This is a genomic window from Arenibacter certesii DSM 19833 (genome assembly GCF_000429545.1).
In the GTDB taxonomy this organism is placed as follows: domain Bacteria; phylum Bacteroidota; class Bacteroidia; order Flavobacteriales; family Flavobacteriaceae; genus Arenibacter; species Arenibacter certesii.
In genome coordinates this window covers 283,897-305,130 of sequence record NZ_KE386914.1, presented here as the reverse complement: position 1 = coordinate 305,130, position 21,234 = coordinate 283,897, and the positions used below count along the sequence as shown (strand labels likewise).

Below are 21,234 nucleotides of genomic sequence, written 5' to 3'. Positions count from 1 at the left end.
TGAATTTTTATCCGATTACCAATACGGTTACCTAGTAGGTGCTTAATTTTTATCCCACCATACGGGAACACTAATCTTATTACCGCCCTGCCGTTCTATGGCCTGCGTTACATTGTTATTATTAGAACTTAGTTCAAAAGAGGAATATAAAAATCGCTTGGGCATAATACCATTTGTAACACCCCTGCTTAATTTAGGATCTGTTCTTTCTTCAATAACAGGAAATCCAGTGCGACGTATATAGCTCCAAGATTCATAGAAGTTAGGGGTAAGTGCAAGCCACATTTGAACTCCTATTTGTTCTTCATCATTGCTACCAGAAAGCGTAGCGGTAGGGGAGGATAAAAAGGTAGTTATATCTGTATTTTCTATATCCCACTGCAGCAAAGAGGTCTCTATACCTTTTCTATAGAGTGTATTGGCCGTCGCAGGATCATTATCGTAAACTAGTGCAGCTTCGGCACGTAAGAGCCATACTTCCGCAGCGTTCATTAGGTATAGTTCACTGTCCCTAGATGATAGGGCTAGGCCCATATCGGATTTGGCAGAGAAATTAGAGTTTCCAAAGGCCACATCACCAAGACCATTGATCATACCGGAATAATTGCCTTGTTGATCCTTACTGACATAAACTGCTAATCTAGGATCATTTGTTCCCTGTAACTGATCTATAAGTTTAGTAGACATTTTTATAGATGGGTGACCGGTGCGGTTCCCAAACCACGCATTGCCATTACCTTCTGTTTCAATCATGGTAGCGTTATGGCTGTTATCTTCCATTAAAGGATTTGCTATACATTCACTAACCGTTTGCATAGATAGGCTATTGTCTGCCTCCCTTAAACGCATGGCCAATCGCAATCTTATGCTATTGGCAAAGCGTGTCCATTTTTCAAGATCGTTATTGAAAATAGGATCCGAATTAGGATACCCCATAGCAGGATCTGCATTCTTAAGCACGTTTACACTCGCTCCCAAACGCTTAATCATATCCTGGTAAATAAACTCCTGAGTATCGTATTTGGGCTGTAAAATACCTTCTGTCTTTCCTTTTCCACCTTCGGTATAGGGTATATCTCCAAAAGCATCTGTGAGTCGGGCATACCCTAAAACGGCTATAACTTGGGCCATGGCATGTCTTACTTCGTTTTCTGTTTCCGAAGCAGAGGTAATCTCCAATACTTCTTCAATATGTCGAATAGTACCTCCGTACATCCCGGTAAACATTTCATTGTAGTTTTCATCAAATCCATCTCCGTACTGATCTGGTGGTCTGGACGTACTTCCTGCAACAAAATAATGGGCGTATTGACCGGCAAAACGGGATACGGACTGATCGGTGGTGCCTTGAAAAAGACTTCTGACCGCTTTGGTAAATAAGGCCGCATCGTCTATTTGAGTAACGGCATTGGGATTGTCTCTTAGGTCGTCTAAGTGTTTTTCACATGAAAAGAAACTCAATCCTATGACTATGACAACAGCTGTTTTTATTATGGTGGTTTGTATGTTTTTCATAACTGGGGATTAAAAGTTGATTTTTAGGTTAAGACCATAGCTTCTCGTTGAAGGCAGCGAGGAGTGTTCAAACGCTGTACCTGCGGGACCACTGCTATAACTAGCTTCGGGATCTATATCTCCTGCAGCATTATAGAAAAAGAAGAGGTTTCTACCTATTGCCGATAAACTGGCTGATTGAATAAAGGTATTGTGTAACATGGAACTGGGGAAATCAAAGGTCAGTGCCACTTCCCTTAGCTTAACATTGCTAGCATCTAATATTTGATCTGTGGCAATTTCGTTGGTAAAAACATCTGAGAATTGTTTTAGCATAGCATTTGCAGGCGTGGTATTGTCAAAGCCGGTATTTTCATTAATACCTTCCTCAACAATTCCGGATTCCCTTCCCAGTAAACTGCGTTCATCGGTACCAAAGAACATTCTATAAGCACGACCGTAAGAATAAAACTCCCCACCTTGTTGAATACTGATGAGAGTACTTAAGGATAGGTTTTTATATCTGATGTTGGAGGTGATACCGCCAAACCAATCTGGATTTATATTTCCCAGCTTCGCACGGTCACCTCTTTGGGCATATCCATCATTGGTAATTAATTTACGTCCAAAATTATCTCTTAAGAAATCGTTGCCATAAAGGCTACCAAATTCTTCTCCAGGTCTGGCCTCAACAGAAACGTTCCAAAGTGTATTTAGGGTGATTGCTTCCAAACCTTCATTTAAGGCCACCACCTTGGAATTACTCTTGGTGAAATTGAATCCAAGGTTCCATTCAAAATTATCGGAAGTAAAAGGAATTGCATTAAATTGAAGTTCGTATCCTTTGTTCTCAATATTTCCAGCATTAATTACCTTACTAGAATAAGCAGTGGAACCAGATAAGGGGACTGCCATAATCTGATCTGTAGTCTCGGTTTCGTAATACGTAAAATCAAATTGTAATCTATTTTCAAAGAATCCAAGTTCCGTGCCTACTTCCCAAGATTTTGACGTTTCAGGTCTAAGGTCAAACGACGGGAGACTACTGGGAATAGATCCAACGGTATAGGGAAGCGTTACGGTCTGGTCTACGTTATACACAGCCTGGGAACGGTATGGGCTAGTGTCGTTACCTACCTTGGCATATGAGCCTCTAATTTTACCCAAACTTAGAATATTGTCATTTATCCCCAACAGTTTAGGAAATAGAAAACTCATATTTTCCGAATGGTACCAATAGGAATTGTTTTCTTTGGGTAGGGTAGAGGAATTGTCGTTTCTTAGGGTGACATCAAAATATAAAAATCCGCCATAACTTATCTGTCCCAATCCGTAATAGGAATAGATTCCTTTTTCTGATATTCCTTCTGAGCTAAATGAATTTTTGTAGTTACTGATTTGATAAAAATGGGGCACCTTACTATCGTTACCCGAAATATTATTATAGCTGCTATATTCATTTCTATAGCTGGCGCCCAAACTAGTGGTTATTTTAAATGCAGCTATATCTGTAGTATAAGTTGCTAAGATATCCGAATTCCAGATATTGCTCTTACCACTATTGTGCGAATAACTTCCTAGGCCATTGCTAATAGCCTGGGCTCCTCTTGCTCCATGGGACACATAATCATATACGGTATAGTCCATTCCGGTTTTTCCGGTAAGATTAAAATGATCACTAATTTCCCAATTGGCAGAAATAAAGCCTTGAAAACGGTCCTTTTCATCCAAATTTTGGACATACCTATTAGACCAATAAGGGTTGTTAAATGTATTGTCTAGATTCCATTTAATTTCCTCTCCGTTCCGGTTTACAATATTATTTTTTACATCGGAAAGATGTATATCTCTTGGCATTAAGGAGAGCTGTAATGCGGTATTGGCACTGCCTTCCGCTAATTCTGGCCTATTTTTCACTTTAGAGGTGATATAGGTCATCTTACCATCTATACTAAACTTATCGGTCAATTTGGATGATCCCCTAAGGTTTAATGTTTGTTTGGATATGGTATTATTGCTAATTATTCCTTGTCCGTCCTCATCGGTTATGGAAACTCTAAAAGATCCATTTTCATTCACCCCATCAAAAGAAACAGAATTTGAGAGGGAATAACCCGTATTATAAAACTCCTTATATGGATTACCATTGGAATTTGGAGAATAAACTCCCGGACGACCCAACCAATCAGTATAGGCTTGGCCTTCCATTTTCGGACCCCAGCTCCAAGAAAAGGGATAGTCCAAAATAGGTCTTCCGTTTCCTGCCATGGGAGCAAAATCGCCAAAGGCACCAGTTCCATATTCGTTCTGTAAATCTGGAGTTAGGGCAATATCGGTAAAGGTAAAGGTGGAATTAAAGGATATACCTACTCCCTTCTTTCTAATACCAGATTTAGTAGTAATAAGAATAACCCCGTTCATCCCCAAAGATCCATAGGCAGCAGCCGCACCAGCTCCCTTAAGGACACTGATAGAGGCTACATCGTCTGGATTAATATCAGACAGCGCATCCCCACGGTCTACTCCTCCCCACGAAGAACCACCGCTACCTCCATTGCTGATGGGAATTCCGTCTACTACCACCAAAGGGCGGTTAGATCCGTTTATAGTGGTAATACCCCTAAGTAAAACCCGACTAGATCCGTCTACACCGGTATTGGATTGGGTGATTTGCAGGCCGGATACCTTTCCAGAAAGCGAGTTCATAACATTATTTTCCCGAGCCACATTAATTTCTTCCGCTGAGACCTGTGAGATGGAATATCCCAAAGATTCTTTATCCCTCTGAATATTTAGAGCGGTAATAACCACCTCATCCATTTGCTGGGCATTGATTTCCAACAAAACGTTGATAGTACTCAGGTTACCTACTATAATTTCTTGAGTAGTATACCCTAGATAAGAAAACACTAATACGGTATTATCGTCCAGATTATTAAGTTCATAGTTTCCATCAAAATCGGATGTAGTTCCTTTACTGCTTCCTTTCACTAATATGGACACTCCCAAGAGGGGGACATTGGTCTCTTTCTCTAGTACCTGGCCCGATATAGACCGTTGCGCTGATGCAGATAGGGAAAACCCTATTGCGATCAGTAAAAAGAATAGTTTGTTCATATAATTTAAAGTTTGGTGGTTTAGTTAGTTTTTTTTCCCTCGGGAAATGGTCTATTTCGCAGGTGGTTTATTCCTGATTATTCTTTCATGGCCAAAATATATTCTGCCACGGCCATTTTAGCTTCGTCGGACAGGTAATCTTGAGGAGGCATTTCTGGATAATCTTTTCTTAAATTTTTCGGATTAGTGATATAGTCTACAATACCCTGAGGATTATTGGCGTGAATGGCTTGTATAATTTGGGTAGGCGGACCTATTAGTCGCTCTTCCCATGCATGGCAGCCTGCACATACCCCGTAGTAGGTAAGTTGCCCTACTTCTTCTTTGGAAACCGATCTTGGTGCTACAGGAGCGTCCAATAAAAAGCTGGTTACGTCTTTGGTATCGGTTATTTGTGCCGGTCCAAAATCATCCAACCCAAAGGTGCGATATCTATTCTTGTCCCTTATTGTACTGCCAACTCCGCCGCCCATAGCAAGTATATCTGGTCCTTTGGTGGATAATTGGGTGAGCATTAGGGCTTTTATCTCCCCGGTAGGATTGTTACCATTGTTATGCATAAAATTATCTAGGATAACAATTCGATCTGGATTGGGCTCGGAATTTCTATCATTGGAGGTGCTACCACCGGTGGCGAGGTCTACAATGGTAATCCCTGCATTATCATTTCCGGATATAATATTATTTTCTATAATAACATCGTCGGCCGCCATAACTAGAATACCGGTTCCAGGGGGAATCCCAGCTACAATAGAACCTGGGGCACCGAAATTGGGATGGTTGTTATTTACAATAAAGTTATTTCGGATAATGATATCATACGCCGTTTTAATGGGTAATCCTGGTGTAATAAATGCTAAGATACCGCCAGTGTTATTGTGAGCGTAATTATTTTCCACCAACGCATGTCGGGAGTTTTCAATTTCTATTCCCGCCACACTGTTAAAGACCTCATTGTGGAGTACATCTATATTATCACACATTCCAACATAAATAGCAGCGTCTTCAATTCCACTGAGCACATTGTGTTCAACTAACCCATTCTTCCCATACTGAGGAAAAATTCCATATACTCCAGCATCCATTATCCAATTGTTCCTTAGGACAAAATTATTTCCAGCCTGACCCATAATGCCATTGCCCTTATAATTCATGATTTTAAAGTTCTCTATATGGATGCTATTTCCTGAATATAAGAACGCGTCATTTAGTTCTTTTTTTCCATCTAAGGTGGGCCATTCTCCTTTTATAATTATTCCCTGCACACTAATGTTGTCCTTGTCTATATACACCGTTTCATAATACGTACCTGGGAAAACTTGAATTAGGTCTCCGGGGTTGGCTGCCTGTACGGCCTTTTGGATGGATTCCCCTTTTTTAACCTGAATGATTGTACCAGTAAACTCTTCACTCATCGCTGTCTGTGTGCTATCCTTGGTGAGTCCCACATTTCTGTATTTCATGGTGGTGGGCATAGGAACGGTTTCCGAGGGGCTACTGGTAAAAAATGTTTTCCCGATAAAAACACCAACGGCCAGCGTTAGGATCAAACCGATTATTTTTAAAAATCCAGATTTTTTTTTCATTTCTTAAGTTGTATTTATTGGTTGTTCATTGTGGTTAGGCCAGAAGGTACTACATCTGGTATTTTTGGCATAAAAGATTCATCTGTCAGGGTTCTCAGAAAATCAACCACCCTATCTAGCTCATAGTCGGTTAAATTGGGCTCCCAGATATGCCAATGCAGAATTAAATCCTCATCTTCTGGGACTGCATGTCCGCGACCATCCGTATAGAATTGTACTGTTTCTCTAAGGGTCGGAAACATTCCCGAATGCATATAAGGCGCTGTTTTTTCAATATTCCTTAGGCTAGGTACTTTAAATCCGCCTCTTAATGTTTTGTCCTTAAATGGGACTTCGGCTCCTGGGTCAAAAGGGAGTCCATTGGGTTCGGGAGCACCCAATACCGCTATTTGCTGATTGGTGAAGAGTGGTGGGGTATGGCACTCGGCACATCTAGCCACAAAGGATCGGAATATATTTAATCCTTCTATTTCCTTTTGATTCAGCGCTTTATGATATCCATGCGCATATTGATCGTACTTGCTGTTTAGGGAAACTAAGGAGGATTGAAAAGCAACAATAGAGCGGTAGATTTCATCTATGGTTATAGAATCGTTTTTACTTCTATTTGGAAAAGCCTCGGCAAACAAGAATTTGTAATTATCAATGGAATTCATTGTTTGTATAAGATTTTCTGGAGTATTGGCCATTTCATCATCTGCAAATAGTGGACCCTTCATTTGCTCTTCCAATGTACTAGCTCTCCCATCCCAAAAGAAACTCTTTAGATAGGCTACATTCCATAGGGTAGGAGCTGCCCTATCTAATATTTGATTGTTCATTCCTCTACTTCTAGGCAGGCCATCGCTAAACCCTTTATTGGGATCGTGACAAGTGGCACAAGAGATGGTGCCGTTACCCGAAAGGGCGGGATCAAAGAACAAATACCTCCCCAAATCTATCTCTTGTGGGGAAAAACCGTCCCTAACTTCTGGCAAGGCGGTTTTTAACCCACCTACACCAGGGTCATTATCGGTGGTGTATAGTTTGTACAAATTTTGAGAAATACACTCGTTCCGCTCATTTAATTTAAATCCTGGCGGACAAGTACTGCTTAATTGCGGAACATCATAATATATAGGAGGTTGTGCCCCTGAATTTTTAACAAGGGCATAGCCTCCAATAAAGAGGCTGATAATTACCGCCATAAATAGAATGCTGTTTTTACTCACACTACTTAGAATTAATTTGTGGTTTGCAACCTTATTAAAACTTGTTCTGTTTTAGTTCTACAGAGTCATCTTTAACATCTTGTTACTTCTCACGATGAAATCCGACTAAAAACAGATTGTTCTTTTGCTGGTTGAGTTTACCACCAAATTAAGGGTAGTTTGCTTTCAGCCTATCATATCTTCATGGTTTTGTGATAGAAAATCCCTATTTGGGATTAATGGGACCTTCCGGGCTCTAAGGATTTCTCAAATGCTTCCTTGTATCCTGATGATACTGGGATAACTTCTTCAGGAATATTTTGTACGCGTAGCGCATACCCTTTTTTGGTCTTTTTTAGAGAAGAAATATGGATGGTATTTATCATATAAGAACGGTGGATACGGATTACATTAGGGTCATTTATTTTTCCCTCTAATTCCTTAAAGCTCATTCTTACTAATTCCCTTGTAAGCTTTTCCCCAGATAGGTAAAAGATTTCCAAATAATTACCTGCAGATTTAATGTATAGAAGCTTTGGATACTTTATAGCTAGTAGAACCTTGTTATTTTCCCCATTGATTACCAATAAATCACTCCCTTTATCATCATTGGTTGCTACCGTATTGGGACGAACCTCTTTATAGGATGATAGTTTCAATTGTATTTGGGTATACCACAAAAATAGCGTGTAAGGCACAACCACTACTAGCACTATTTGCTTTACAGTTATTAAATACTCAACAATTTGTTCTTGAAAGCTATTTATTGGCGGACTATATACTAATTCGAATACCGCTGCAATTAAGAGCATTTCCATAAGCCCCCATAGCATTAAACTGTAAACTTTGAATCTTTTGATCTTAAATAGGGGATGGAGAATAAATTGGGAAAATAGGAATACTCCTAACCCTAATAAGACAAATTCTAAATAATAGGTCTTTCCCCATTCATTGATATCGTAGGGGTCATATATTTTTATGAATATAAAAGAATACAAACAGATAAAGCCAATTAAAATAAGCTTGTTCTTGGTTTTATCTAAATAGGGAATTTTTTGGTTTATAAGTTTGGTTATGCGTTTCATTTTGATTTGGGTTGTGCCTTTAGGGGGGACAAATCATCATTTTCTCTACCTAATGGACTTCTACATTTTTCACCCCTCCAATCTAGTAAAAATACTTTTGATTAAGGCCTTGGATTACAGATTTTCCCCACCTAAATTAAGTCAATGTCGTAAAGAATTATAGTAGTTATGGTTTTTTGTCCGCATACCGGGGATCTTGAATATAATCTTGTTTTTGCATTTTAATCACTTCTATGCTTAGAAACCCAAATTCGCTCACTACTTTTCCATAAAACCTATAAATGCCTCTACCGCGAAAAAAGTATTTTGCAGCAATAGGAGGGAACAGCACCGTGTCAAAAACCTCACCATGTTGATCTACCAAGGTGGCAAAATTCATTCGGGTTCCTTTATGGGTCTTGGTGTTTTTTACGGTTACTAAATATCCATAGATATCGATGTTTTTTCCGAGGTAAGCTTCCAAGTCCTTTTTACCGTTCTCATTCTCGGGAACTTCGGTTAATAAATGAAACGGACTGCATAGCGGAAAACCTAGAAGTTCTATCTGGGTGAAGGCCGTCTCCAAGTCAGTAGTGTATAAGGTAGGAATTTGGAAATGTGGTTGTTTGGGCGAAAAAAGCTTAGGGTGTTCCAACTTTGTACTTTTGGACAGAGACAAGTGTGCCTGCCATAATAGTTCGTGCTTATTCACTTTCGTAAATCGGAAGGCATCTATCCGAATCAGAATACTTAGTTGTTCAACGGAAATGGATACTCTGTCAATAAAATCGGTCAATGATAAGAAATCGCCGTTGGTTACTCTTTCTTTTAAGATGCGCTCTGCCACCTTTTCTTCCAGTTCCCGTAGGTACATCAACCCCAAGTACAACTCCTTGCCATAGATATGATTCACTATAAAGCTATTGTGGATACAGGGAGGGTGAATATTAGCCCCTAGCATCCTAGCTTCGTGTATATAGAATTCCGCACTGTAGAATCCGCCACCATTATTAAGCACGGCCACCATATATTCCAGAGGGTAATAGGCCTTTAGAAATAGGGTCTGATAACTTTCCACGGCATAGGATGCAGAATGCCCTTTGGCAAAGGCATAGCCAGCAAAACTGGCCACTTGGTCCCAAATCTCAAAAATAAGGGTGTCCTCGTATCCTTTTGCCCGACAATTATCTACAAACTTGTCTTTTACCTTTTGGAATTCCTCTCTGGATCGGAATTTGCCACTCATTCCTCTTCTAAGCACATCGGCCTCGCCGAGGGTAAGATCGGCAAAATAGTGGGCTACTTTTATCACATCTTCTTGGTATACCATTACCCCATAGGTTTCTGGCATAATAGACAACATTACGGGGTGTGCTTTTTCTTTGGTCCTTTCTGGATCCCGATGTCGTAGAATATATTCGCGCATCATTCCACTTTTAGCCACTCCGGGACGTATAATGGAACTTGCCGCTACCAGCCCCAAATAGGTATCCACCTCCAGCTTTTTTAACAACATACGCATGGCAGGAGATTCTATATAAAAACAGCCCATACATTGTGCACTTTTTAAGATAGAATTTATATGGGGATCTGTTTTAAACTTTCCAATATCGTGAATGTCGAAAGTCCTGATTTCCTTGGGCTGATTATAGGCAATGATTTCCAAGGCCTCCGCAATTTTTGCTAGTCCACGTTGGGATAGGATATCAAATTTAAAAAGCCCAACGTCTTCTGCTATCACCATATCAAATTGCGTAGTGGGATATCCTTTTGGAGGTAGGTGGGTGGCAGAAAAGTATTCAATGGGTTTCTCTGTAATGAGTATCCCCCCTGCATGAATGCTGAGGTAGTTGGGCTTTCCTTGGATAAACTGGGCGTACTTAAGCACCAATTTTGAAATATCGTCTAGTTGAGAAATATGGTAATCCCTATTGCAGAGCATATCTATTTCCTCCTTGGGAAGTCCAAACACCTTACCCAATTCCCGGATGGCTCCTTTTTCTTGAAAGGTAACATAGGTCCCCAAAAGGGAAACATGGGGAAAACGCTCAAAAATATACTGGGTCATGGCTTCCCTATCTTTCCATGAAAAATCAATATCAAAGTCGGGCGGATTAACTCGATAGAGGTTTATAAACCGCTCAAAATACAGATCCAGTTCTATGGGGTCTACATCGGTAATTCGGAGTAAATAAGCTACAATGCTATTGGCACCGCTACCACGCCCCACGTAGAAATAACCCTGTTTACGGGCATGGGAAACAATATCCCAATTGATGAGGAAATAGGAAACAAACCCCATTTTTTTAACGAGGTCCATTTCTTTTTGGAGTCGTTCTAATATTACGGTATCGGTTTTGGGATATCGGTAGGGTAGGCCTTCTTTGCATAGCTTTTCTAGTAGCGCTTCGTCTTCCGCGGTATTCCCCAAATAGGTTTTTAGGTTTTGGGGTTTGCGGTTGTCGGAGAAATCGAAGAAGATGGTGCAAAAATTCATGATACGCTCCGTATTTTCTAAAATATAGGGATATTCAGAAAACACCTCAAACAATTCCTTTATGGGTTTCATTTTTTCCTCGGGATTGGCTTCCTCTGTTTTTGGTAATTTACTCAATAATAGGTTGTTATCTATAGCTCGTAGCAGTCGATGCGCATTAAAGTCGCGCTTATTACGTAAAGTAACAGCTTGTTGTACTACTAGTTTATCCTTGAGTTCTGCAAGCTTGGTAAAGGGCAGTCGTCTAAGATCGGTGATGGAAATACCGATATACTCATGCTCTTGTAAAGTATGCTGCTCATTGAGTAACGCTTTCTGAAAAGGATAAATGACAAAAGCGTCTTTAAAAGCCGGCGCTATGGCCGGAATTTTCTTCTCCTCGTGCAGGTGTTGGGAGAGGTAACTGTTTATTTCTCGATACCCTTCGTTGTTTTTAGCTAGGGCTACAAAGCATGGATCCACCCCATTTCTAAAATCTATTCCCAAAATGGGTTTAATATTATGTTCTTGAGCTTTCCTTACAAAATTTAGGCAGCCGGAGGTGTTGTTGATATCGGTAAGTGCCAGTTGCGTTACCTGCATCTCTTGCGCCAATTCCAATAACTCCGTTTCGGAAATAGTTCCAAAACGAAGGCTGTAGTAGGTATGGCAGTTTAGATACATTGGGATAAGTTTCAGTTTTAATCCCAAAGTTAAAGGTTTGATTCTTTACGTAGGAGGATTTGTTGGATCAATCCAAATTGATTTGGAGATGGATTAATGTACCAATGAGTTAATATGAAAATGTATCAATTGATCAATATAGCAATGAGTTGATTTGGTGATTTGTAAATTTGACAATTTGGAGATGTGACCTTCTCAAATTAGAGTTTACAGTTTTACCTGGATGTTAAAAGTTGAAAACACATCGTCTAATTAAATGTTCAATTCTCCGATTATCAGGTATTAATAAGCTTGTCTGAAAATCAGCACATACTTCAATTGTCATAAAAATGATCGTTAATTTACGCTGAATTTTCGTTAACCCCTTCCGAGAGCAATCGGAATAAAAGGGATCGAAAATTCAATTTACATCTAAACTATGCTAGCAAAAGTCCACCCTTTAGGGCATGGGGTAATGACTTTTCTGGCATTACAGTGAAGGTTATTAAATGCAAACCTTTACCTTATAAGTTCTGAATCCCATAACATCACACAATTTTAAGCTATCTGAAGTTTGTAATATTTGGCAGGCCCAAGTAAGCATCTCACTACTCACTATTTTGTACTCATATCTATTTAATTGGTTACTATTTATTGAAACAGCTACTTACCGATTACTGAAGAAAATCGCTAATTGAAATTACTGCCAATTGTTTACTACCCACCGATTACTGATTACTGAACCGCTCTCACTACTCACTACTTTGTACTCATATCTATTTTATTGATTACTGTTTATTGAAACAGCTACTTACCGATTACTGGATACTAAGAAGAGCTACTAAGATTCCCTGTTTTTCTACAGAACCAATAAAACCAACAACCATTTCGGTCATGCCTGGAATCATGTTGAGGTTTTCCCCCCAGATATCGGTACTTGCCAGGATTTGGTTGATGGTTTCTTCCAGAGAGGTGTTTTGTTGATTGTACTGATCCCAACATTCTTTAAAAAAGGAGAGCACCTTTGGGTCGTCTTTCAGGTCGACTTTCTCCCCATTATAGTTTCCTCTGTAGAAATAGAGGAGGGCGGCCAATCCAAAAACAATCCTTTTAGGTAGTGTGTTCTCCAAGGCAAGGTAATCTTTGAGGGTGGGCAACAACCGGGCAACAAACTTGGAGGTGCTATTAAGGGCAATACTGATCAGTTGGTGTTTTAGCAAGGGGTTTCTAAATCGATCTAAGACATCGGAAACAAACTGTTGTTTTACTGTCTCTGGAAAATCTAATGTTAGGATGGTTTCTTGTAACAATAGCTCATTTATAAATCGACTTATTTCAGGTTGTCCCAAGGCTTCATCCACTAATCTGGCTCCTGCTAAATAAGCTACAGGTACTAAGGCGGTATGGGCACCGTTTAAAATCCGCACTTTCATTTCACGATAGGGGACTAGGTCTTCTACAAACTGCACGTTGAGGTCGGTTTGGGAAAAGGGGAGTTCTTTTTGTACCGATTCTGGAGCCTGAATCACCCAACTATGATAGTATTCCCCGGAGACCATCATGGGGTCTCTGTATCCTAATTCTGTTTCTATGTCTTTGGCGCGATCTTTTGGATATCCGGATACGATTCTATCTACCAAGCTGCTACAAAAGTGATTGGCGGTACCTATCCAAGAGGTGAATTCGGATCCCAACTCCCAATGGTTGGCATAATCCAACACTGCTTTTTGTAGTGCGAGTCCGTTATTCTCGATTAACTCGCAAGGCAATAGAATCATTCCTTTAGACGGATCTTGATTAAAAAACTGGAATCGATGGTATAGAAATAGGGTTAGTTTTGCAGGGAATTCTTTGGGAGGAGTATGTTGAAATTCGTCCTCGGGATTAAATTTGATTCCGGCTTCGGTGGTATTAGAAACCACAAACCGCAGATGGGGATCTTTGGCAAGTTCCAAATAACGTTCCCATTCGGTGTAGGGGTTGATGATGGAGTTCACACAATCTACCCGTTTAATATCCTGAATCTGTTGTCCGTTTTTAACACCATCTAGAATCACGGTGAAAAGTCCGCCTTGATCCTTTAATTCCTGATAATCCCCATATTCCGTTGGCTTAACAATGGCTATGCCCGCATTAAAATCGGTCTTCTCGTTTAGGATCTGTACCATCCAATCTACAAAAGCCCTTAGGAAATTTCCACCTCCAAATTGAAGTATTTTGGTTGGTAGGGGAGTGGTTGGTTTTTTTATGAGATTACGGTTTAAGGTTTGCATGGTTAATTTGTTGATTTATTAATTTGTAAATGTACCAATGAGTTGATTTGGTGATTTGAAAATTAGTCAATTTGGAGATGTGATATCTAAACTAGACTGTTTACTGTTCACTGATCACTGATCCCATCTCAATTCTCAATACTAATTCTCAATACTCAGTACTCATATCTATTTTATTGTTAATAGTTAATTAAAGCCACTGAATTTCAGAAGTTATGCTTTTGAAGCGTAGCTTCGGCTCCGCTCTGCCACCGACCTTTTCCTAGTTTTTCCACATGGTCACATTCTTTTACCAAGGATATCAAATTTATGGACCTAGTGTTCACTTTTCACTGATTACCGAACCGTCTCAATACGCACTACTCAATTCTCAATACTAATTCACTGTACTCAAATCTATTAAATTGTTAATTGCTAATTGTTCACTGTTAATTGTTTACAACGAAATCCCCCTTTTCCAAGGAATAAAATCGTTCTGATCCAATCGCACTGCGGCTGGGACAATGCTACCGCTGGCAACTTCTATGATATACTCCAATAATTCCTCTCCTTTAGACGCTATAGTATCTTCCCCAGTAATAATGGTACCTGCATTAAAATCGATGATGTCTTTCATGCGTTCACTTAAGGCGTTATTACTGGAGATTTTAATAGTGGGCGTCACAGGATTCCCTGTGGGTGTGCCCAATCCTGTAGTAAAGGCGATTATATTGCAACCAGAGCCTGCTAGTCCGGTAGTACTTTCCACATCGTTCCCCGGGGTGCAAAGAAGGTTTAATCCTTTTTTAGTGACCGGTTCTGTATATTCCAACACATCTTTTACCAAGGAAGTGCCCCCTTTTTTGGCTGCTCCGGCCGATTTCATAGCGTCTGTGATGAGTCCGTCCTTAATATTTCCGGGAGACGGATTATTTTCGAAGCCCGAGCCAATGGCTATTGCCCTATCCGAATAGGCACGCATAAGGGTAGCGAATTTCTCCGCATTTTCTGCTGTTTCACATCGGTTGATGAGTTCTTGTTCTACCCCGTTCAATTCGGGGAATTCAGCAAGTACCGTGGCGCCACCCAAGGCCACCAAAAGATCGGAAGTATAACCAAGGGCAGGGTTAGCAGAGATACCAGAAAATCCATCAGAACCTCCACATTCCAGTCCTAAGGTGAGTTTACTTAAGGGTGCGGACTCTCGCTTTACTTTATTTGCTTCTATAAGACCTAAAAAGGTCTGTTTTACGGCATCTTCCATAAAGTGGCGTTCGCTTTTGCTTTTTTGTTGTTCTAGAATATGTAGGGGTTTAGAAAAGTTGGGATCTCGTTTTGCAATGGCATCGGTTAGAATTTTCACCTGTGCGTTTTGGCATCCCAAACTAAGAATGGTTGCCCCAGCTACGTTGGGGTTGGTAATATAACCAGCCAATAAATTACAAAGAGTATCCGAGTCACCCCGGTCACAGCCGCATCCTCCATCGTGGGTTAAAAATTTTATTCCATCTACATTGGGGAAGGTGCGGTTCTCTTTAATTTCTTCTGGGGTTTTAATGATAGTTGCCGCCATTAGTTCTTCTTTACTGGCACCAGCTTTATATTTGGAAACTAGGACTTCTGCATCTACCAAATACTCTTTTGAGGTGCTATAGCCTAGTGAATCCAATAAGGCGTCACGCAATACATTTACATTTCTGTTCTCGCAAAACACCATGGGAATTACTAACCAGTGGTTGGCAGTGCCTACACTGCCATCGGCGCGATGGTAGCCGATAAAAGTGCGGTCTTTCCATTTGGAGACATCAGGAGCTATCCATTCTGATTGTTGTTTTCCTACGCTATAGTCGGAAGAGGCATGCACCACATTTTCTATGGTGATGGTTTCCCCTTTGGCGATGAACGTGGTCGCTTTTCCAATTAAGTTCCCGTACATTAAAATAGGGTCCTCCGGCTTAAAATCCTTTAGCGCAAATTTGTGTTTAGCAGAGATTTTGGCGGTTAGTGGAAAAGTATCGCCATTAAATGTAATTGGGTGACCTTGACGCAACTCTTGTAGCGCGACAAGAATATTATCTTCAGGGTGTATTTGTAGAAAGGTTGTGGACATAGATGATATTTTCAAAATTCGATTGTCGCTTTTATAACTCCAGCAGCAGGATCTAGCCAATTATTAAAGTGTTCTTTCATCTCTGTAAAGTGTACGCTATGGGTAATGAAGGATTCAGTAGGGAACTGATCGATCATGGAAATAACGTATTCAAAGTCGGCCACCGTGGCATTCCTACTACATAGTAAGGTAGTTTCTTTAGCGTGAATTTCAGGATGTTTAAAGGTGAGTTCCCCTTTGGAGAGTCCCACTAAAACATAGCGTCCGCCATGTGCCATATAAGAGGGGCCTAATTCCAAGGCTCCTTTGTGACCAGTAGCATCAAAGACTACGGTAGCCAGGTCACCATTTGTAAATTCAGAAATCTGATTTATTGCGTCATTATTGGCATTCACAATAAAATCGACTCCTATTTTTTCCTTTGCATATTGGAGTCGGTCCTCATTCATATCCACTGCAATTACTTTTGCACCTTCCAGCTGTGCCAATTTCATAATCCCGATTCCTATGGGACCACATCCTACTACCACAATGGTTTCACCTTTAGTTAGTTGAGCCCTCTTAATGGCATGGGAACCAATGGCCAATGGTTCTACAATAGCCATCTGATTGTCGGTTAAATTATTGGCGGGCAGTAAAATGGATATAGGAACAGTGATTTGCTCTTGCATTCCTCCATCAGTATGAATCCCCAGAACCTGAATTTGGGTACAGCAGTTGGTTTTCCCGTTTTTACAGGCAATACAATGGCCACAACTTAAATAAGGCATCACCACCACTTTGTCGCCAACCTGTATGCCCTTACTGTTGTTTTCTATTTCAAGTACCTGAGCCGCCAGTTCATGCCCTAATATTCTAGGATAGGTAAAAAAAGGCTGATTTCCGCTATAGGCATGTAGATCGGTCCCACAAATCCCTACGCTGTTGATTTTTAAAAGAGCGTCCCCAGGCTTTCTTATTGGAGGCTCTTTTTCTTTTAATTGAAAGTTACCGGGTTCTTCACATACTATGTATTTCATGTTTTTTATTTGGTGTTACTAGGTTGGTTATTGTTAAACAGTTCTTGTAAATTTAATGCGGTTTTGAGATGTCTAATTTAACCAAAACAAATGATATAATAGTAGTGCGTATTGAGATGTGAGAATTGAGATTTTTTTTAACCTCAGTGTGCGAGCCCGCCTTTGCCGTCGGGCAGGCCTGTCTTTGTCGGCATACGGGCGGCACACTCGTATCCCAAGTAAATTATATCTACTACCTCATTCTGCCACGAGCAAGATGCTCGCGCTAGTGGAGGAGTCCATCCATGTAATTTATAATAGGCCTAGACAGGAAGTCTAAGGATTAATGATATGAAGCCTCGAACCTTAGGTTTTGGCTAAGCGGAATTCAAACTCAAAAAATCAGCAATATTATTTCTAAACATCGGATAATAGCTACTTAACCACTTCCCAATAAGCCTCACCTAGGACTTTCACGGCTTCTTCCATTTCCTGCTGATTAAAATGTGCAAATCCCAGTCTTAGAGCGGTTATCGATCGATTTTGATAGAGGCAAATACTCGGAATAAAGAGTCCTTTTTCTCCTGCTTTTTTTTGCAATTGCGTCAAAGAAAATGAGGTGTTAAATCGAATCCAAAAAGCTAAACCAGCTTGCGGTATAGTAAATAGAATGTTGTTCTTAAAATGCGTGTTGAGTAGTTGGGCAAACATTTCTTTCCGCTCAGCGATTACTTTTTTGGATTTTCTTTGGTATCGATGAATGTCTCCTTGGTGAATGAGCTCTCTTAATGCTTTTTCCATCATTGTATCTGGTTTACCAAAGATATTTAGGTATTTTGCTGCTTCCTGCAAAAGGTCTTTAGGAGCTATTAAAAAATTCATTTGAAAACCGGGATTTAAAAACCGTCCGAAAGTGCCAACATAAATGATGCGATTGCTGCCGTTTATTCTAAACAGCGATTCTTTTTTGTTTTTTATCATAGAAAATTCAAAATCCCTATCATCTTCAATTACAATGAAATTGTATGCTTCTGCCAAATCTAGCAATTGCTTTTTCCGCCTTTTGGAAAGACGAACGGAGGTGGGATATTGGCATGAGCTGTTGATATAAACCAATCGTATCTCGCCGGGTTTATAATGGTTTTGAATATAATCAATGTTCATTCCGTCCGCATCCACCGGAATTGTTTTCATTTTGGCCCCCGCTTGACTATAAATCATATTGGGTAAAAAGTAACTGAGCTCTTCCACCAAAACAATATCGCCTGTTTTGATCAGTAAACGCGATAAAATGGAATGAACCTGCTCCGATCCGGCTACCGGTAGCAGAAAATCTCTAGACAAATGAAAGCCACGGGTTAAATTTAGATAATAACTGAGTTGGTCCCTAAATAACAGACTGTCATCTATGGTATTTAAGAAGGGACCTGATTGTTTTTTTCTTCGAATTACCGAAGTGTAAAAACGAACTAGTTCCTCCGATTTAATAATGCGATAATCTGGCGTGCCATCAGTGAAATATAATTTTTCTTGTTTTTTTTCTATCGGGGTATCCAATATAAAATCCTTCTTGAAATGAAAGGCAGCCTTTTCTGGAGGATGCTGAAAAGCTTTGGTTTTTTTGGTTTGAGTGGGGGAAAGCTCAGGGTTTCTAACGATAGAACCAATGTTTGGTAGCGTTTCTATCCACCCTTGTTCTTGTAGTTCTGACAAAGCGGCTACAATTGTCTTTCTGTGTACTTGAAGCTCTTCGGAAATTTTCCTACTGCCAGGAAGTCGGTCATCATCTTCCAATAGGTTGCTTTTTACGGCATTAATAAACTGATAAACAATTTGCATATAGATCGCCTCTTTTTTGCGACGATCTATTTTTATGAAGGAATTAAAAGGGACTATAACCGGACTACTCATTATTTACATTTCGGACTACCAAAAATACTATTTTAATCCAAACCTTTGCCATCAATTTTAAATACTACGGTTAAAGAATAATTTATGAAAAAACTGTTAGCGACATTAATACTATTAGCTGCCATACCTAGCTTCTCGCAACAAAAAAATACCCTTACCGATCCAGACCTGGAAATTAACGAATTGGATGAAGTTATTATTCAGGGAAACCGATTGCAAACTCCTTTTAGTGAGTCCACACGGGATATTCAGGTCATTACCCAAAAGCAAATTCAGGCGCTTCCTGCGAAATCGCTCAACGAGGTTTTATCTTTTATAAGTGGTGTGGACATTCGGCAGCGTGGTCCGTTTGGGACACAGAGCGATATTTCTATTGATGGTGGAACTTCGGAGCAAACTTTGGTGCTGATTAACGGGGTAAAAATGTTAGACTCCCAAACTGCCCATAATATGATGAATATTCCTGTTTCTTTAAGCGCCATAGATCATATTGAAGTCATAAGAGGTGCTGCAGCTCGGGTTTATGGAATCAATGCCCTTACTGGAGCTATTAATATTGTTACCAAAAAGAGCAAACGCTCAACTGTAATTGCAGATATAAGGGCTGGAAGTTCATTTAAAGGCAAGGAGGAAGGTGACGGTGCAGGAATTTACGGAGGCGGAGCAGCGGAGGTTACAGGAGTTTACGGATCTGATAACCAGAGTCAACTTTTTTCATTGACCCAAAGCAACTCTAACGGACAGCGCTACAATTCGGCATCAAAAAATACGCGTCTTTTTTATAGCGGAAATTATGATTTTAATGCAAATAACAGCATTCAGGCAATGGCAGGCTACGCTCAAAGCCAGTTTGGTGCCAACGGGTTTTATGCTGCTCCGGGTGATATTAATTCGGAAGAACATGTAAAATCATCTGTTTTTAGTCTGTCCTCTAAGCATACTTGGGGTGATTTTACACTTTCTCCTAGAATTAGTGATCGCTATGGGGAAGATGACTACCGATATTTTAAAGATGATTTAAGTAGAGGGCGGTCTATACACTATACCAACGCGCTGATGCTTGAATTGAATAGTAGCCTTAAAACAGGAATAGGAACTTTTGGTTTTGGTTGGGAGTCCCGATTAGAAAAAATTAACAGTTCAAATATTGGTGAACATGAGCGCGATAATCACGGTGTATATGCAGAATTAAAAAGCTTTCTAAGTGAAAAACTAAGAGGAACTATCGGTCTATATGGCAACTATAACACGGATTTTGGCCATCAGCTGTATCCAGGGTTAGATTTGGCATACCTTATCAATCACCACTGGAAAATAGCTGCGAGTATGGGTTCTGGGCAACGCATCCCTTCGTTCACGGACTTATACCTTGATCAGCGACCTGGGAATATTGGAAATGCCTTGCTTCAACCTGAAAACGCATGGAACTATGAGGGGAATATTCAGTACCAAAATGGAAACCTGCAGTTGAAAACCGGTTATTTTTATCGCCAAATTTCTGAATTTATCGATTGGGTAAGAGAAGATGCCTCAACACCTTATTCTCCAATTAATTTGGGGAAAAATACCATGCAGGGCGTTTACGGAAGAGTACAGCAGGACTTTGAATTGGCTGGGAAGCAATCTTTTGGATATCAGGTGAGCTATAATTATTTGCGCCCTTCCATGGAGACTTCAACGGAAATTCAATCGAAATATATATTAGAGTCTTTGAAACATCAGTTAGTGGCAGGTGTTCATTATCGTATCAACGACTTTTCATTTCATATTAAAAACAGGTGGTTACAGCGCGAACTTGCCAATGCCTATAACGTTGCCGATGTTCGCCTAAATTACAAAGTTCAAAACTTCCTTTTATACACCGAGATAACCAACCTATTCAATGCCACTTACAAAGAAGCGGGTGCCGTACCTATGCCCACACGTTGGTTTGGATTGGGTGTTACCTATCAATGGGGACAGGGTTAAAGACGGACCAGAATTTGATTCCCTAGCTGGTGCATGCCCGCCTTTGCTGTCGGGCAAGCCTTACGTTCGTATCCCACTTAAAGTATATCTGCCTCCTCATGCTGGCACGAACAAAATGCTCGCGCTAGCGGAGGATTGGTGGTATTAGGCAAATAGTTGGCTTTTATTTTTTGACTAAACCCGCTTTGTAGATTCTTTAATCCTCTCCTAATTAATAAGGGGCTTACATTTTGTTTATTGCTAATTGGTTAAGGTTAGATGTAAATGTCATTTCGAAATGAGTTGCTCTTCGCAACGATTGAGAAATCACATATGCTAGGGTAATGGAGTTAGCTACTTGTGCGATTTCTCTTCACTATCGTTCATTCGAACTGACTAAGCGCTTTGTAGGTTTTACTCATCCCT

General features: G+C 40.2%; 11 protein-coding genes. 1 reads left to right on the top strand and 10 read right to left on the bottom strand.

Annotation, left to right across the window (positions count from 1 at the left end; genetic code table 11):
- Positions 1 to 42 precede the first annotated feature (42 nt).
- The 10 genes from G466_RS0120115 to G466_RS0120070 all read right to left on the bottom strand — a co-directional run bounded on the left by G466_RS0120115 (position 43) and on the right by G466_RS0120070 (position 18,861).
- Complete coding sequence (locus G466_RS0120115) at positions 43 to 1,515, bottom strand: SusD/RagB family nutrient-binding outer membrane lipoprotein (protein ID WP_026815223.1); 1,473 nt, start codon at positions 1,513 to 1,515, stop codon at positions 43 to 45.
- Positions 1,516 to 1,524: 9 nt separating this feature from the next.
- The gene (locus G466_RS0120110; protein WP_026815222.1) at positions 1,525 to 4,611 is read right to left on the bottom strand and encodes a SusC/RagA family TonB-linked outer membrane protein; all 3,087 of its coding nucleotides are present in this window, start codon (positions 4,609 to 4,611) and stop codon (positions 1,525 to 1,527) included.
- Positions 4,612 to 4,688: 77 nt separating this feature from the next.
- Positions 4,689 to 6,197: a parallel beta-helix domain-containing protein gene (locus G466_RS0120105; RefSeq protein ID WP_026815221.1), complete on the bottom strand. Its 1,509-nt coding sequence runs from the start codon at positions 6,195 to 6,197 to the stop codon at positions 4,689 to 4,691.
- Positions 6,198 to 6,211: 14 nt separating this feature from the next.
- Entirely contained in the window at positions 6,212 to 7,408 is a 1,197-nt protein-coding gene (locus tag G466_RS0120100) for a cytochrome-c peroxidase (protein WP_026815220.1), read from the bottom strand.
- 215 nt (positions 7,409 to 7,623) lie between these two features.
- Positions 7,624 to 8,472 (bottom strand): LytR/AlgR family response regulator transcription factor, encoded by an 849-nt coding sequence (locus tag G466_RS0120095; protein ID WP_026815219.1) that lies wholly within the window; start codon positions 8,470 to 8,472, stop codon positions 7,624 to 7,626.
- A gap of 166 nt (positions 8,473 to 8,638) precedes the next feature.
- Positions 8,639 to 11,611 carry a DNA polymerase III subunit alpha gene (locus tag G466_RS0120090; protein ID WP_026815218.1) on the bottom strand — a complete coding sequence of 991 codons (2,973 nt, stop codon included), beginning with the start codon at positions 11,609 to 11,611 and terminating at the stop codon, positions 8,639 to 8,641.
- Positions 11,612 to 12,408: 797 nt separating this feature from the next.
- Positions 12,409 to 13,863 (bottom strand): tagaturonate reductase, encoded by a 1,455-nt coding sequence (locus G466_RS0120085; protein WP_026815217.1) that lies wholly within the window; start codon positions 13,861 to 13,863, stop codon positions 12,409 to 12,411.
- Between the two features lie 436 nt (positions 13,864 to 14,299).
- Positions 14,300 to 15,952 (bottom strand): UxaA family hydrolase, encoded by a 1,653-nt coding sequence (locus G466_RS0120080; protein ID WP_026815216.1) that lies wholly within the window; start codon positions 15,950 to 15,952, stop codon positions 14,300 to 14,302.
- Positions 15,953 to 15,963: 11 nt separating this feature from the next.
- Positions 15,964 to 16,971, bottom strand: a complete 1,008-nt coding sequence (locus G466_RS0120075) for a zinc-binding alcohol dehydrogenase family protein (protein WP_026815215.1) — start codon at positions 16,969 to 16,971, stop codon at positions 15,964 to 15,966.
- Positions 16,972 to 17,385: 414 nt separating this feature from the next.
- On the bottom strand, positions 17,386 to 18,861 hold the full coding sequence (locus G466_RS0120070; protein ID WP_026815214.1) for an aminotransferase-like domain-containing protein: 1,476 nt from the start codon (positions 18,859 to 18,861) through the stop codon (positions 17,386 to 17,388).
- 84 nt (positions 18,862 to 18,945) lie between these two features.
- Here G466_RS0120070 and G466_RS0120065 point away from each other — a divergent pair, with 84 nt between their 5' ends.
- Positions 18,946 to 20,829, top strand: a complete 1,884-nt coding sequence (locus G466_RS0120065; protein WP_026815213.1) for a TonB-dependent receptor plug domain-containing protein — start codon at positions 18,946 to 18,948, stop codon at positions 20,827 to 20,829.
- The last annotated feature ends 405 nt before the right edge of the window (positions 20,830 to 21,234 follow it).